This is a genomic window from Candidatus Zymogenaceae bacterium, assembly GCA_016931225.1.
GTDB lineage: Bacteria > Desulfobacterota > Zymogenia > Zymogenales > Zymogenaceae > JAFGFE01.
In genome coordinates this window covers 15299-30497 of sequence record JAFGFE010000004.1, presented here as the reverse complement: position 1 = coordinate 30497, position 15199 = coordinate 15299, and the positions used below count along the sequence as shown (strand labels likewise).

Genomic DNA, 15199 nt, shown 5'->3' with positions numbered 1-15199 from the left:
GGATCATGACATATCTTCGTATGCACCGTAACCATGTGAAAGACATCTTCTTCATCTCACATAAAACAATATATTGAAATTGTTAGTGTGTCATTAAAATAATGTTAAAATTATATTTGCCTTTTCGTCCGGCATACACATCTTCTTATGTGTTAAGGCTTCGGACAATTTGTAATCACATATATGGATTACCGCATATGACACTCTGCTGTTTTCCTGCTTTCCAATGTTACGAAAAACACCGGGGGAAACGCGATCCCTGTTGCACGTGTGGTATCGATGCGCACCGTGCAGCGGTCATAAAAAAACGCCGACCCCGCGTATAAACACGGGGACGGCGTGTCTTGATGTTATTTTGTTATTCCGACTTCAGGACCAGGGTATGCACTGCGTCTTCTTCCACCTTTTCCCGCTCAAGGACGAAGGGGCGGTATTCATAGTCCACCCACATTTTCGCCTGGTCGTCGTAATGCGGGCTCATGAAATTTCCGTTCACGCCGCCCGGAATGATGCGGTATGAGTCGCCGTTCTCGGAAAGGTCGATGATGTGCCTCATTCCCGAGCTGCTGGTCACCTCCCAGGATCGCTCCACGCGATAAACCGTGGGGGCGACGGTGAAGATACTCCCCCCGATCGGAAACGGACCGATGTTCATGAATCGACCCAACAGCGCCGACTTCTTCCCGAAGGAGTGATACAGGGTCACTGTGTGCAGGTCTCCCCATTTCCAGTCCTTGGGGTTGGGCGACAGCTCCTCCTCCAGATACGCTACGCCCTCGTGAAAGCTCTTTACGAATACGGCGTTCATGTCCTCGATTTCTTCGGTGGTCGGATCGTCGAACCAGGGGGATTTGCCTCTATCGATCATCGTCCTGAGGGAGTTGAAGGGGATGTTTTTATTGTTGCCGACGTACGCCTTGTAGAGGTCCTCACCCAGTCGCTCCATGAAGATATTCTCAACCAGGTTGTTCAAGAAGGCGTGAAACACCGCCGCGGCGGCGGAGTCCGGGGGTGAGGTGTAGTCCCATTCCTCAAGAAGCTCCACGGCCCGATTCTCCGTCTCGGTGAGCTCCATTCCGTCGAGGGCTTCCAGCAGCAGCGGGACCCAGTCCCTGGCCAGCAGCACCTTTGTGTCGGACTGCATCCTTTTAAAGTCGTCAACGCCCAGTTTCTCCTTCTCTTCCATCATCTCGCTGATTCGGATGTAGCGATCGGGTGTGGCGAAGTTGGCGGAGATGTAGTAGGGGTATTCGTCCCCCACCGTCTTGTTGTTGGCGGTGGCGATCCAGCCTGAGGGGGGATTTTTCATGTGGGGCTGCAGCTCCGTGGGAAGATAGCCGTTCCACTCGTGCTCGCCGTCCCAGCCGGGCAGGGGGAGACCGCCGGTGAAGCCGTCCCGCACAGGTATCCCCATGCCCATCCAGTATCCGATGTTGCCCTGATCGTCGGCGTAGACAAAATTGAAACCGAAGCACTTGTAAAATCCGACCGCTTTCTCGATGTCTTCAATGTCTTCGGCCCTGTTTGCATAGTAGAAGAATTGTGGGGAATTGGGAAAATCAACGGCGACCCATCTGAGGGAAATGGAGTATCCCTCCGGCTCGTCGTACTTGTTCATATCGTCTATGATAGGCCCGTGGCGGGTCATCCTGATGTCGAACGTGACGTCCTCTGAATCCTTGACGGAGATGGTCTCGGTTTTGACCACCATGTCCTCCCACCTCCCCAGATATTCATACTGGTTCGGATCATCCGGGTTGATGCGCTCGAGATAAAAATCGGCGTCGTCGGCGCTGACGTTGGTGACGCCCCAGGCCACGTGTTCATTGGCCCCGGCGACGATGGCGGGCAGGCCCGATATGACTGAGCCGGAGACGTTCATTGTCGGTGTGACAAGGTGCGCCTCGTAGAACATTGAGGGGGCTCCCACCCCCACATGTGGATCGTTGGCGAAGATGGGGGTGCCGGTTTCCGACTTTTCAGGGGAAATCGCCCAGTTATTACTGGCGGGAAGCCCCGTAATACCTGCAGTCTCCCTGACGACGGTCATGGCGTCTAAAATGTCCTCGGTTACACTTGAGAAGTAGAGCGCCCCCTTGGGGATGATGGTCGGGCAGCCGGGGGGGAAATCGACGAAGAGCTCATCGGCCATCTCCTCCCCCACCGCCTCAATCACGGAAGCGTGGACCAGTTCGCTTTCAATCGGGTAGTTTTGATCCCAGGCCAAGAAAAAGTAAATAGCCATGATGTCTTCCGGGGTAAAGGGGTCAGGTTCATATCCCAGAATCAGGAACTCCGGAGGATACGGCCCCTCATGGTGTTCGATATAAAAATTGACCCCCGCAACGAATGATTCTATCGTCGCCTGGACTTCCGTGTCATACGCCTCGAAAGCCTCCTCCAGTGTTGTTTCGGCCCGGATGGTGCGAAAGAGCTTGTCCGCAGGCACCAGGGATTCCCCCAGGACCTCGGAGAGCCGTCCCCCGCCGGCCCTGCGGGCCATGTCCATCTGGAAGAGCCGATCCTGGGCGGTAGCGTAGCCGAAGGCAAAAGAGAGATCAGCATCGTTCGACGCATAAATGTGTGCCATTCCGTATGAATCCCTGATGATTTCCACATCGTCACTCAGCACCGGAGCGGCGATTTCTCCATCGTATTCAGGCAGTGTTGACTTGAAAAATCCGAAAGTGACGACGCAGATAATGAGGATTAACACGACGAGTATCCCGAGGAACCATTTCAAAAATTTCATACCAGACTCCAATAAAATGATAGAGAAATTAACCGATCATATACCAGTACCGGGAGAAAGTCAAAAAGTGTTGAGATGGGAAAGGGGGTATTTTTGCGTCGGGCGTCCCGATGCCGTTTCCAATGAAAAAAGGGTGCGAAAGCTCGCACCCCGCCGTCGGGCTGTACAGACCCGCTTTCTATTCGAAACAGCCCCCGGTTTCCGGGGCGTCGACCTGGTACGGGTCTCTTTTCGCCGTCGTCCTTTCAATCGTCGGTTTTTCCCCTCAGAATTATAATTATATCATTACGATACATATCGACGATTCCCCCTACACCTCATGCATTCTCCTGACCCGCTTCAGCCTGACCTTTTTGGGCACAAACAGGGCAAGGGCCAGCATCACCCGCTCGGTAATGGCTACGCCTGAGATGACATCGAGTTTCCCGGCGATCATGCCGTCGTACCCATCCTGTGCCACACTCCGTGGGTTCGCCGGCTTGTCGAACATCTTCATTTTTTGCACATCGGCGATCCGGGGGAACTCCGTATCGGTGGCTCCGGGCATGAGGGTCGTTACGGTCACATGTGTGTCGTGGAGCTCCTCGGCGACGGCGTTGCTGAAAAACGCCACGAACGCCTTTGTCGCGTAGTATACCGCCATGAGAGGACCCGGCACGAGGCTTGCCGTTGACGATACATTGAGAATCCTGCCGCTGTTTCGTTTTACGAAGTCCGGCAGGAAAAACCGTGTCAAGGCGACAAGGGCGATGACGTTCAACTTGATCATGTTGAGATCGGTCTCCCAGTCTCTCTCGCAAAATTTCCCTCGTCCGCCGAAACCGGCGTTATTGATGAGGTAGTCGACCCGCATGCCTGAGTCCCGTACCGCATTGTACACCTCTTGTGGCGCATCCGGGTGTGTCAGGTCTTTCGCAATAGCCAGGACGTTTGTGGAATACTTTTTTTCAAGCTCCGTTTTCAGCTCATCGAGCAGCTCCTTTTCCAGCGCCACGATCACCAGGTCGCCGCCTCGTTCGGCATGGATGCGGGCCATTTCCTTTCCGATCCCCGAGGAGGCACCCGTAACCAAGGCCGTCTTTCTGTTCTGGTTTGTCATTGTCGTTCTCCTTTTTGATCGTATAAATTATAGTTTTCTGGCAGCCCCCTCGGCAGGGTTCGGGATCGGGAGGAAAACCGCGGCGTCACATTCCTTGAGCTGTTTCATGACCCGATATATATGGTGCTCATCTTTGAGATCGTACATACCCTGTCGAAACAGGTTAACCCCGCTCGTATCGGTGAATTCGTCTTCCTGTTCGTGGTGGTGTGGTGGGCGTGGTTCAATGGTTCAATATATTACGGGGATTATGAGCTATCATAATCCCCGAATATAGCGATAACGGCTATTCGAATGTATGCCGGCGTCGATGTCGGTGCGGCTATTTTTCCGGTTCCAGATAGAGGTCCCCCTGTTCGCCGGTGCTCGTCGTTGTCCAGAGCGCCTCGATGACATCGAGGTCTTCATTGATCTCTCCCACGTGGGATCCGCCGGTCTCCAGGTCTTCCGTCGACATGGGAGCACTTTCCCACATTTCGAAATTCAGGGTTTCGGGGTTGATGCTCCACTTGAAAGTGAACTCGACGATGTGCCCCTTGTCGTACTCACCGTCGCCCATGGCGAAGATATTACCGTCTGGATCGATGCTGACCTCGTTGACGGTGATCGTTGTGGGCTGAACCGGGCGGGACTCATCGTGCCAGGTAAACGTTCCCTCCCAGTCGCGTGGAAGGTTGTTGAGGATGTAATCTGCATCCAGCGCAACGGTGTTTCCTGAGATCAGAAACACGCCGCACAGCAATAAAAAAATTGGAATCAAGAGACGTTTCATTCGGAAACCTCCTTTGCATTTATATGAAGGGTACACTATACAGAAGATGTACCAGAGTACCGAGTATGCGTGGAAAATACAAGAAAATAGTCGCAAAGGTACATGGTTTGTCCGGAGGTGGCGAAAAACGTCGACAGCGCATACGTCACCGCTCCGTAATGTCACCGACGCGTTTCAGAATGAACAGAAGCGATCACAACGTATCGGGGGAGGGTGTGGGAGGCGTACAATGCAGATTGAAACGTTCCAATCACCGTTTCGGTGTTTTTATTAGGTATTTGAGGATCATCGAGCTCATTTCCCGGAGTACCGCTTCGACATCCATTTTGTTTTCGCAATCCAGAAGCCGGTTAAGGACACCGTCAACGGCGAATTTTAGTACGAACATCGCGGCTGCGGGATTGTTCACCTCTATCCGATCGTTGAACCGGATCAATAATTCCCGAATCGTCTCATACAGACGCTTCTCGTTGGCGGAAAACGCCGCATCGACCTCCGGATCTCTCATGGAGAGGATGACAATCTCGTTGTGAAGTCGTTTTTCGTGAATGTGGGCATGCCACAAGGCATGAAGGACGGCATCGATGGTTTCTTCGAGGGAGAGGTTATCTGCCGTATTTTCACTGATGCCCGATTGAAAGTGGTTGTATATATCATCGTTGAATGCGGCCACCACTTCCATGAGAATATCCTTTTTATCGCTGAAATATGCATAGAGGGTACCGATGGAGACGCCGGCTCGTTGAGCGATACTGCTGGTCGTAATCGCGTCGTATCCCTTTTTGTTTATCAGCTCCCGGGCGCTTTGGACGATCCTTGTCTTTTTTTCTCGGCTTCTCGCCTGTACCGGTTCTCTGATTGCGCCGGATGAATCGTGTGAACGTTTCATGGATGTTCCTGCTCAAATCTGACTGCGGTTCTCCTTGTTACCTATGGTACCCAGAGAAAAATAGGGAGTCAAGATAATATGAAATTAAATTCACATTTCTCTTGACAATACGAATATGAATTCATATTCTTAATGTGTGTCGCCTCAGGGAGGCGAATAAAAACACGTCCGGAACAAGCAAAGACGAGCCCTGTCGTGAATAGTCCAGTAGGAGGTGAGTGATCATGTACGAGAAAATCGGAAGAAGAGGTTTTTTAAGAAACGCCGCCGTGTCCGTTACCGCGGTGACCCTGGCGGCCTGCTCGGGACGCCCCGCGGGTGATGAGGCGCTGCTCAAGCCGAATGAAATATCCACCGGCGGGGACACCATTTCAAACAGGGTTATATTTGATGACGAAGCGTACTACTTCGAGCTGCTTCGAGCCCTGGGACATACTTACAGCGGCGGTGCGGATGTCAACGAATGTCTGACGACGGCCCACCGGATAACCGAGGGCGACGATGAGAGCTGGTACGAGGAGTGGAGCAACACTGCCGAGCGGGTGCTGGCCATCGCCGAGAAGTCGGAGAAAGGAGGACACCCGGTCAGCGCCCGGGAGGCGTATCTGAGGGCGTCGAACTATTTCCGCACGGCGGAGTTTTTCCTCCACGCAGATTTTTCCGACAACCGGGCGTATGAGGCATGGAAGATGAGCCGGGAGTGTTTTATGAGGGCGATTCCATATCTCTCATCCGACGTGGAAGCGGTGGAGGTTCCATTCGAAGGGACGACGCTTCCCGGTTATTTTATCAGGGGTGAGGGTGACGGAAAGACGGCCCCCCTCGTCATTATATTTACCGGCTTCGACGGCACCGCCGAGGAGGTGGCCATGGACACTGGATTTCCCGGAGCCGTGCGGGGGTATCACTGCCTGGTCATGGAGGGTCCGGGGCAGGGAAAAGTCATTCGAGATCAGAATATCCCGTTTCGTCCCGATTGGGAGACGGTTGTGTCCCCGGTGGTTGACTATGCCCTGGGGATTCCCGGGGTTGACGGGAATCGGATTGTGCTCATGGGCATCAGCATGGCGGGTCTCCTGGCTCCCCGGGCGTGTGCGTTCGAGCACCGCATCCACACCTGCGTGGCCAACAGCGGGCTTTTCAGCTTCTACGAGCCGGTGGCCGGCGAGGTACCCGAACGGGTGATGAAACTGAAGCACGAAAATCCCAAGGGGTTTGAGACCGCCGTGAAGATGATGACCGCGGTCAATGCTGAGGCGAGGTGGTTCGTGAACGACGGCATGTGGAAATTCGGCGCCGCGTCTCCCACGGAGCTGTTCGTCAAGCTGGAAGACTACACCCTTGAGGGAGTGGTGGATAAAATTACATGCAACATGCTCATCTGTGACGGCGAGGAGGAGCATTTCTTTGAGGGACAGGCGAAGAAGCTGTACGATCTCCTTGAGTGTCCAAAGGAGTTCATGGTCTTCACCGTTGAAGATATGGCGGCGTCCCACTGCCAGAGCGGCGCCGAGGCGATCTCCGCACAGCGCATCTACGACTGGCTGGACGACACGGTGATGAGAGGCTGACGGCTGTGTGCTGTATGGAGGAGCGGCGGCTTCCGGATGCGGGAGCGGACGTTTTTATGGATTTTGATAGAGAGAACGGGGCCTTTTGGGGTCCCGTTCTCGCGTATGGACTGTTTCTCACGTGCCGGTTGCTGATCTCCTTATTTCGTCGAGGGTGGGGAGAACGGGGCGACCATCTTGTTTGATCACGGAAATAACGGGCATGAGCTTGCACCCCGGCTGATATGCGACGGGTGCGGGGAGGACATCGTCCCCAGAGACGTCCGAATCCGTCCGGGTCCCGGCGTGACAAATCCAAAAGGATTGCCGAAACCTCTCAGGCCGAAGGGGGATGAAGACTGACGAAGAATGATGACATACCACTGAATATTGTAAATTAAGACCTTTCCGAGTACAGCTTTCTCCACCAGAAAAAAGTCTTTCACAATCGCCGCCGTATGCTCTATACTACCGGGTGTGTGTGGCGGGGGAGGGGAGGCGCCTGGAGATCTCATCAGAAAGCGGGCGGGAGAGGGAGGCATAAATACTATCGTGTTGGGCTTCGACCACAAGAAACATCCGCCGCACACGGCACATGATGAAACGGCCTTCGATGAATGGATGACGGACGGTATATATAAAAATATATCCACATGATACATACATTAAAGGAGCCATGAATATGGACAGCGCCCTGATACCGGAAAATCTCGTCAAGGACGAGCTTGTGGAGCACGCCGCGAAGTACGTCTGCCCCAACCGGGTGGAGACCTTCAGGATGCTCGGGTCTGTGCCGGTGATGGCCCGGCGGGAGGGGAATTATTTCTGGGACCTGGACGGCAGAAAGCTCTTCGACGTCCACATCAACGGCGGCACCTACAACCTGGGTCACCGCAACCCGGAGATTCTTGCCGCCCTCACCGAGGGCGCCGGCCTCTACGACATCGGGAACCACCATTTCCCCAGCATCCCCCGCACCCGGCTGGCCGAGGTCCTCACCTCCATCGTGCCGGGAAACATGCAGTACGTCGTCTTTACCACCTGCGGTGCCGAGGCCATAGACGTCACCATCCGTACCGCCCGCAAACGTACCGGCCGCCGAAAGATCATCGCCTTCAAGGAGGCGTATCACGGCCACGGCGGCCTGGGCCTTCAGGCCGGGGGATACGCGGACCTGGCGAGCTATTTTCTCTCCGACGGGCCCAAGGGGGAATTCATGCTGGTCCCCTTCGACGACATAGACGTGATGGAGGAGGCGCTGGCGGCCGGGGATGCGGCGGCGGTGCTGGCGGAGATGATTCCCGCAACCAGCGGGTTCATGATGCCGTCCGACGGCTATTACCCGCAGGTGAAGGAGTTGTGTGAAAAGAACGGGACGCTCTTCATCGCGGACGAGGTGCAGACCGGCCTGGGACGCACAGGGCGCATGTGGGCGTGTGAGGGTTACGGCGTGTCACCCGACATGCTGGTGACCGGAAAGGGACTTTCCGGCGGGGTATATCCCATCGCCGCGGCGGTATTGAGTGAAGACGTGGCGGGCTGGCTTTTCGAGGACGGCTGGGGCTATTCCTCCACCTTCGGCGGCGCGGAGCTGGGGTGCGTGGTGGCCCTGAAGGTGCTGGAGATTGTGGGACGGCCGGGGACCCTGGAAAACGTCCGGGAAGTCTCCGCGTTTCTCGCGGGCGAATTGGAGGCGATACGAAAGCGCCATCCCTTCCTCGTCGAGGTGCGCCAGAACGGTCTGGTCATCGGCCTCAGGTTCGACGACCCCTACGGCGGCGTCATGATGGCCGCCTGTACCTATGAAACCGGCCTGTGGGCGTTTCCCGCCGGATTCAATCGCTCGGTCCTCCAATTCAAGCCGAATCTCCTGGTGACGAAGGACGACTGCCGGGAGGCCCTGGGGCTTCTGGAGGATTCCCTGAAGCTGTGCGAAAAGAGAATGCTCAATCAATAGGGGGCGGATCACGCCGCGTTCCGCGGACGGATCGGTGGGGACGGGCGTTCGGGATATGTACGAAAAAGAATCGGGCCGGAAGACACATTTCTTCCAGCCCGGTTTTTAGCTGTACCATTCATCGGTATCCAAGGAACCCCGTCGGGATGGATCGTCGGGAATGAGTCGCGTATCGCCTCACGGTTGCCCGGGGTTGAGCGCCGGTTTTTTGATCGGTTTTTTCCTGAGGCTGATCGAAAGCCTGATCATCCATATGGCGGCAAGGCCGAAGAAAAAGAAGATAACCCTGGGGAGCCACCACATTTCACCGCTGAACGTTTCGACGAGATTGAGACCGGATACACCATAAACGCCCCAGTTCAGACCGCCGATCACGGACAGTAGCAGAGCCAACCAGTCTATCGGGTTAAGCTGTCTCATGAATGCTCCTTTCGGTATGAATTAATACACATGCGGGCTACAGCTCCTTTTACATGTATATATGATTTATTTTACTCGTTTATTTGAGTAAGGTCAATTATCCAATAGTAGTCTGAAAAATATAGAAAAGTACTAAAAGAATTTTGATTCATAACAAATTATGAATATATATATGGACAAGATATGTGAGAAAGACGTATAATCACAAATAATTTTTATAATGATATTAATATACTGTTTTTTTGCGTTTCGGGAAAGAGATCGAAACGTTTTGTAGTTTTATTACCTCTTACTTTTATCTCGTCACCACCTGTACACAAATACTATGTGTCGCGACAATGGAAATGAAAGACATCGCACCATTGATACCGTTTGAATGTACACCTCATGGATGACAAGACAAAGACTCCCCAGATTACTCAAGACGTGGTTCGCGCCCTTATAGAGGAATCGGGCGATGGTATCGCGGTTATACAGGATCAGAAGATTGTTTTCAGCAACCGCAATGTTCAGGAACGTCTGGGATATACCAAAGATGAGCTGGAAAGCATGTTCATCCATGAAATTATTCACCCGGAGGATATCGAGAGGGTGGCGAACTATTATATCCGATTGCGCGAGAACAGGGGGCCGGTCTATACCGTTGATTTCAGGGCGATCTGTAAAGACGGTTCTCTCATATTTACCGAAGCCAATACTTCGATCATCAAGTGGGATGGAGACATCGCCGGCCTGTGCATTTTTCGGGACGTAGCCAAACGGAAACACCTGGAGGAAACACTCCTTTCCGAAATGCAGCGTCGTTCGGATATACTTGACAGCCTGTCCGAGCGGTTGATCTATACCGATACGAACATGTGCATCTCATGGGCGAATAAGGCGGCGGCGGATTCCGTTTCCCTTTCACAGAGTGACCTGGTGGGAAACTACTGCTACGAAATATTCAGGGCTAAAAGCAGGGTGTGTGATGAGTGCCCCGGCATCGAAACCCTCAGGACCGGGCGCTACGCGGAAGCCGATATTTCATACCCGGACAAGACCATATGGGTAGTTCGCACGTATCCGAATATAAAAAAAGAAAACAAACTCGTCGGCTTGACTATCAAATCGATGGACGTGACCAAGATCAGGGAGTGGGAGACGGAAAACGGAAAACGGAAAAAAACGCCACGAACCGGAACCGGAAAGGGAAAAGAAAAACCGTTTCTGAATGCTCCCGCCGACCCCCAGTACATGTACCCGTTTTCCCTGCGGTTCGAAGTGAAACGGGATAAAATCGCCCTGATCCTCAGGTGGGACGAAAACGATGTAGAACATGATCTTGCCCTGATTTCCCGTTCGGAGATGAACACGGTCAGGCTTTTGTACCTTGCCGCACGAATGAAGACCGATGGAAGCGGCTGGGTGGAGAAGGGGGATATCAAAGCGGGCAGGATGGACTATAACCTGTATGAACTGAGAAAGGCCATTGTGCGGTGCCAGATACCGTGGCTTGATGATCTATCGGCCCGGATGATGATCAGGAGCAGCGGTGTGGGCAACAAAGCGATCAGGCTGGCAATTGCCCCGGAGCGGATTGATATCTCCGGCGAGGTCCGAAGTTTTCGCTCAAAAAAATATGATCAGGTAGATAAGCTCACCCTTATGATTAGTGAGATTCGTGAAGAGATCAGTAAAAACGGTAAAAACGAGTATCTGGACAGAGAACTGGAGATACAGGAAAGGAACCTTGAAAATACCAGAAAGAGCATCCAAACCATCGAGTTTTTGATTGAAGAGGCATTCATCCTCCTTGGAGGCGCTAAAAAAATTTAACCTGTTTGTCAACCCCCCTTAATTAACCCCCTTTTATACACCCCTTTAATAACATCACACTAATTTTTTTTCTGAGACGGCGACTCAAAAACCATCAATAGAGGGTCGTATGAAATAAAATTTTCACAGGTCCATAGTACGGCGTTATTAACGCTTGAAGTGATGCATATTCGGCTACACAGAAATTTTGAGTCCCTTGATCCTTGATGATTTATTCGTAATTCCGCATAACGTCAATACGGATATCTCGATGAATAAAAAAAGCCCAAAGTGCTTGCTTCGGGCTTTTTTTTCATCCGGGAGAAATGTCGGTATCACACGTCGGGCCGTCTCCGACAGTTCTGGCACCAGAGGATTTCCACAACATTTCCCTTTGCGGAATGTGATTCCTGTCCGGTGCCGTTTTTCGGGAACTCCACCTTCATGGAGAGGCTGTGTCCGCAATCAGGACAGATGGTAGATGTCCGTTTTTTAAAGTCGCGATAAAAACTGGTGTCGTACCGGATGTCTGACATATACGAGATCCCCTGGTTGGGTGAACAAAACGGTAAAATATACAATAACATATAGAGTATGTCAAGATATTTCATGATATCTTTTTACATCATAATCATGTGTATTATTCGTATGTGCGGCGTTCGTATGTGTGTCATTGAATCACCGGATTGAACATCGGAAAGAGGCACATGAGGTCCGACCTTTTATCCCGAAGTGTGTGACGAGATGGGACGGTTGATAGGGTATGTATCCTTGCCTTTTTATATCGGCGCACACAGGGCCTCGAAGTGATCATTATATTGGCCGGGGGGAGGTGTCGTGTAGTATGGATGCGTTCACGTGATCTGACGCCTTATTATTTCGTGGCCTTCGTCATCTTGGGAGGGGGCGCGTAAAATGGTTTTATCGCGGTGAAACGGAGAAAGGGAGACGGCATACCGATTATCATTGGATACCGCTCCGTATTGAAGTCGTATCCCGGGAGATGTCCGGTTCGATATGTATATCTATATTGACAATTGACAATAATCATGAGTTAAGTTATACTGTTTACATATATAGACGAAAACAGTAACGATTCCAGGAGATCCATTCGGCCCATTGAAATCTTGAAGGGGGGAGGTGACGACAAAAAAAAGGAAAAAGAGATTTTCTATAACATGATACGGGATAGTAAGTACATAAGAGAAATTGTAGTGGCGAAGGATACCATCTAATACCGCTTCGGGAATGGGACATACGTATAAGGTGTCGGGGTGAAAGCGTAATTGGAATATGTTGATGGAAATGATTTTCTCGTGTACCTATTGAAAGACCTTCACTCCCTGGGGTAATCCGCTCCTCACACAATCCACCGGAAGACGCACACAAGCTGTGCACACGCTTCATTTACGCCACGCAATTGAACGACGAATAATGAAAATAAAGCGAATCTGAATTGTAGGCGATAACGCTTTATAGGAGGGAATTAAGATGATACAGGACGTTGCCCTGAGAGACAAATATGATATGCAAGTGGATCTTGCCAAAAACCGTATCTATTTCTATCCGAAGGGAACCTGGAACAAGGTATCGGAGGTTCCCGATTACATCAATGATTTTAAGGTATGTGCAAGAAAACTGCGTCCCGGCTTCACTTCCTTGTCCGATGCAAAGCACTTTGGTGCGCCGACCCAGGAGATCGCCGATCTTATCCTGAAAGGAACCGCGATGCTGCGGGAAAGCGGCATGAAGAAGTCGGCCATCATCGTAAACACTTCAATTATCAAGTTGTATCTCGACAAGTACAAGGATGAAATGACGAAGGATACATTGACAACCATGTACTTTGAAAGTATGGATGAAGCGGAAGAGTGGCTGGACGCACAGTGATATGTTTTCGTCTTGATTTCGGAGAGTGTATATAAGCCGCTTAACCGGTCTTTTTAGATACCCCAATCCTTCACCTGATATACACGATTTCTGTGGTGTACAGACATCATTCCCCGTACGAGGAGGGGGAGCGCGGTCTTCCACCCCGGGCTGAAGCGGCGCCTGAGTCCAAAAACGGCGATTGATATCCATTCACACCGTCGCCTTTGAGGATGTGTCCACCAAAAAAAACCCCGTCCCAGCGGACGGGGTTTTTTCTCTGAGCCTTTTTACGTCCTGCTCAGGACATCGGTGGGCAGCCCTCAGAACAATGGGCAACCCTGGGGACCATAAAACGCTTCATGCAAACCTCCTTGGAAAAGGTGTAACGAGCGTCCGATCATTTCGGTGACGAACGGCCGCGGCACTGTGTGCGAGACCTCGTCACGTGTACCGTCTTATGCCGATCGCCCTCACCAAATTACTACAATAATTATAGCCATTATTTTCCGATATGTCAAGGGTACCGGTGTGTCGTTTCGACGTAAGGACCGGACACATGAACGGGTCAGCGTGAGAGTATCAGGATTCGGAGGCCTTTCTTAAGGCGATGTCGGAAACCATACGCTTGTGGAATTGATCATCGATGGGATAGCGGGAGATCAGGTACATGCCGATGAATACGAACATCAGCGGAATGAAGGTGAGGAGCAGCTTGATTCCCAGGAGCGCCAAATCCGTCTGCTCTTCATTCGGGACGTATCCCACAATTCGAAGCACGAGGCCCGCCATTGCGCCGGGAATCGCCACAGAGAGTTTGAATGCGAACTGAAAGAATCCGTAATGCATCCCCTCTCGGCGGTGTCCGGTCTTCCATTCCAGATATTCCACCGTGTCCGGAATCATGGACCAGGGAGAGAGGTATACCGTGGCAACGCCTATGCCCACGATTACGAATATCACCAGGGACACTGCGATGTTATTTTCGCCGAAGAAAAAGAGGGGCACGGACATGGCCGCCATGATCCCCATGCCGAAGTTATAGGCGAATCTTTTCCCCCGCTTTTTTGATATGTACAAAAACAGCGGGATGGAACATGCGGATGTTCCCAGCATGGTGATGAACGCCACCGGGACCAGGTGCTCCGCGTGCAGGTTGTACTTGAAATAGTAGACGACGACGCCGCTCATGGTGTTGATGGCTATCTGGTACATCATCACCCCGGCTGCGAGGATGAGAAAGGGTTTGTTCTTCCGGATGAGAGAGAGGGTCTCCCTGAAGGACGAGCGTTGGATTTCTGTCTGTATGCGTTCTTTTACCGTGGCGAAGGTGATGAGGACGATCGTTAGAACTATCGCACCGAACAGGAATCCGACTCTTCGAAATCCAAGATTGACAGAACCCGCCCCCAGAAGTCCCACCAGGGGCATGGTGGCCCCGGCCCCCACCAGCGTTCCCACGACGGCGAAGACCATTCGGTATGCGCTCAGGACCGCCCTCTGGTGTGAGTCTGTGGTCAGGGCCGGTGTCAGGGCGCCGTAGGGGACGGTGATCATGGTCATGAGGGTGCAAAACAGCATGAATGTGATCAGCGCATAGGCGGTCCGGGCAAAAGACCCGCCGATATCCGGGCAGTAAAAGAGAAGCACGATGGATATCGCCACCGGCAGGGGGCCAAAGAGGAGATACGGGCGCTTGTTGCCCCAGCGGCTCTTGGTATGATCGACCAGGTAGCCCATCGTCGGGGAAACGCCCGCGTCCCAGAGCTTTGCGATGAAGACAACCAGTCCCGCAGCCGCCGCCGGCAGGTGAAACACGTCGGTATAAAAATAAATCAGGTAAAAGGCGGGCAGATTGAAGGCCAGGCTGTGGGCGAAATCTCCCACGCCGTATCCGATCTTCATTCCCGTGGGGACGATTTCTGTATCGGACGGGGTTGTGTAATCACTCATCGGAATGTTCGTCTGACCTCTCAAAAGATGTTCGCACAAAGCGGGATCGTTCGACCGTTTCACGATATCATGCGCCCGGATGCATCCGGAGCGGTGATATGTCTCTTTCACAATGCGGTCGGCAGTGCAGAGCCACCTGGTGGC

General features: G+C 52.4%; 12 protein-coding genes. 5 read left to right on the top strand and 7 right to left on the bottom strand.

Going from position 1 to position 15199, the window contains the following annotated elements; translation table 11 throughout:
- Nucleotides 1-358 precede the first annotated feature (358 nt).
- Together JW885_01225 and JW885_01220 are read right to left on the bottom strand one after the other, a co-directional pair.
- Nucleotides 359-2752, bottom strand: a complete 2394-nt coding sequence (locus JW885_01225; GenBank protein MBN1880767.1) for a penicillin acylase family protein — start codon at nt 2750-2752, stop codon at nt 359-361.
- A gap of 310 nt (nt 2753-3062) precedes the next feature.
- Nucleotides 3063-3851: an SDR family oxidoreductase gene (locus JW885_01220; GenBank protein ID MBN1880766.1), complete on the bottom strand. Its 789-nt coding sequence runs from the start codon at nt 3849-3851 to the stop codon at nt 3063-3065.
- Nucleotides 3852-3971: 120 nt separating this feature from the next.
- On the opposite strand from JW885_01220, the gene JW885_01215 reads away from it, so the two are divergent.
- Nucleotides 3972-4115, top strand: a complete 144-nt coding sequence (locus JW885_01215) for a hypothetical protein (GenBank protein ID MBN1880765.1) — start codon at nt 3972-3974, stop codon at nt 4113-4115.
- Between the two features lie 58 nt (nt 4116-4173).
- On the opposite strand, the gene JW885_01210 is transcribed toward JW885_01215, so the two are convergent.
- Nucleotides 4174-4623, bottom strand: coding sequence for a hypothetical protein (locus JW885_01210; GenBank protein ID MBN1880764.1), 450 nt, complete (start codon nt 4621-4623; stop codon nt 4174-4176).
- A gap of 250 nt (nt 4624-4873) precedes the next feature.
- Nucleotides 4874-5512, bottom strand: coding sequence for a TetR/AcrR family transcriptional regulator (locus JW885_01205; GenBank protein MBN1880763.1), 639 nt, complete (start codon nt 5510-5512; stop codon nt 4874-4876).
- 368 nt (nt 5513-5880) lie between these two features.
- Between JW885_01205 and JW885_01200 the strand changes: the two genes are divergently transcribed.
- Together JW885_01200 and JW885_01195 are read left to right on the top strand one after the other, a co-directional pair.
- Nucleotides 5881-7083, top strand: a complete 1203-nt coding sequence (locus tag JW885_01200) for an alpha/beta hydrolase (protein MBN1880762.1) — start codon at nt 5881-5883, stop codon at nt 7081-7083.
- A gap of 661 nt (nt 7084-7744) precedes the next feature.
- The gene (locus JW885_01195; protein ID MBN1880761.1) at nt 7745-9019 is read left to right on the top strand and encodes an aspartate aminotransferase family protein; all 1275 of its coding nucleotides are present in this window, start codon (nt 7745-7747) and stop codon (nt 9017-9019) included.
- Between the two features lie 177 nt (nt 9020-9196).
- Here the strand turns inward: JW885_01195 and JW885_01190 are convergent, their stop codons facing one another.
- A complete protein-coding gene (locus JW885_01190; GenBank protein ID MBN1880760.1) occupies nt 9197-9439 on the bottom strand; it encodes a DUF378 domain-containing protein in 243 nt (80 codons plus the stop codon).
- 387 nt (nt 9440-9826) lie between these two features.
- Between JW885_01190 and JW885_01185 the strand changes: the two genes are divergently transcribed.
- Nucleotides 9827-11254, top strand: coding sequence for a PAS domain S-box protein (locus JW885_01185; protein MBN1880759.1), 1428 nt, complete (start codon nt 9827-9829; stop codon nt 11252-11254).
- A 314-nt stretch (nt 11255-11568) separates the two neighbouring features.
- On the opposite strand, the gene JW885_01180 is transcribed toward JW885_01185, so the two are convergent.
- On the bottom strand, nt 11569-11769 hold the full coding sequence (locus JW885_01180) for a hypothetical protein (GenBank protein ID MBN1880758.1): 201 nt from the start codon (nt 11767-11769) through the stop codon (nt 11569-11571).
- A 955-nt stretch (nt 11770-12724) separates the two neighbouring features.
- Between JW885_01180 and JW885_01175 the strand changes: the two genes are divergently transcribed.
- Nucleotides 12725-13123 (top strand): hypothetical protein, encoded by a 399-nt coding sequence (locus JW885_01175; protein ID MBN1880757.1) that lies wholly within the window; start codon nt 12725-12727, stop codon nt 13121-13123.
- A 561-nt stretch (nt 13124-13684) separates the two neighbouring features.
- Here the strand turns inward: JW885_01175 and JW885_01170 are convergent.
- Nucleotides 13685-15055, bottom strand: a complete 1371-nt coding sequence (locus JW885_01170) for an MFS transporter (protein MBN1880756.1) — start codon at nt 15053-15055, stop codon at nt 13685-13687.
- Nucleotides 15056-15199 lie beyond the last annotated feature (144 nt).

Excerpts from the sequence above, each read along its gene's own strand:
- JW885_01190 (MBN1880760.1), bottom strand. The coding sequence starts at position 9,439 with ATGAGACAGCTTAACCCGATAGACTGGTTGGCTCTGCTACTGTCCGTG.
- JW885_01175 (MBN1880757.1), top strand. The coding sequence starts at position 12,725 with ATGATACAGGACGTTGCCCTGAGAGACAAATATGATATGCAAGTGGAT.
- JW885_01195 (MBN1880761.1), top strand. The coding sequence starts at position 7,745 with ATGGACAGCGCCCTGATACCGGAAAATCTCGTCAAGGACGAGCTTGTG.
- JW885_01170 (MBN1880756.1), bottom strand. The coding sequence starts at position 15,055 with ATGAGTGATTACACAACCCCGTCCGATACAGAAATCGTCCCCACGGGA.
- JW885_01225 (MBN1880767.1), bottom strand. The coding sequence starts at position 2,752 with ATGAAATTTTTGAAATGGTTCCTCGGGATACTCGTCGTGTTAATCCTC.
- JW885_01220 (MBN1880766.1), bottom strand. The coding sequence starts at position 3,851 with ATGACAAACCAGAACAGAAAGACGGCCTTGGTTACGGGTGCCTCCTCG.
- JW885_01210 (MBN1880764.1), bottom strand. The coding sequence starts at position 4,623 with ATGAAACGTCTCTTGATTCCAATTTTTTTATTGCTGTGCGGCGTGTTT.
- JW885_01205 (MBN1880763.1), bottom strand. The coding sequence starts at position 5,512 with ATGAAACGTTCACACGATTCATCCGGCGCAATCAGAGAACCGGTACAG.
- JW885_01180 (MBN1880758.1), bottom strand. The coding sequence starts at position 11,769 with ATGTCAGACATCCGGTACGACACCAGTTTTTATCGCGACTTTAAAAAA.
- JW885_01215 (MBN1880765.1), top strand. The coding sequence starts at position 3,972 with ATGGTGCTCATCTTTGAGATCGTACATACCCTGTCGAAACAGGTTAAC.
- JW885_01185 (MBN1880759.1), top strand. The coding sequence starts at position 9,827 with ATGGATGACAAGACAAAGACTCCCCAGATTACTCAAGACGTGGTTCGC.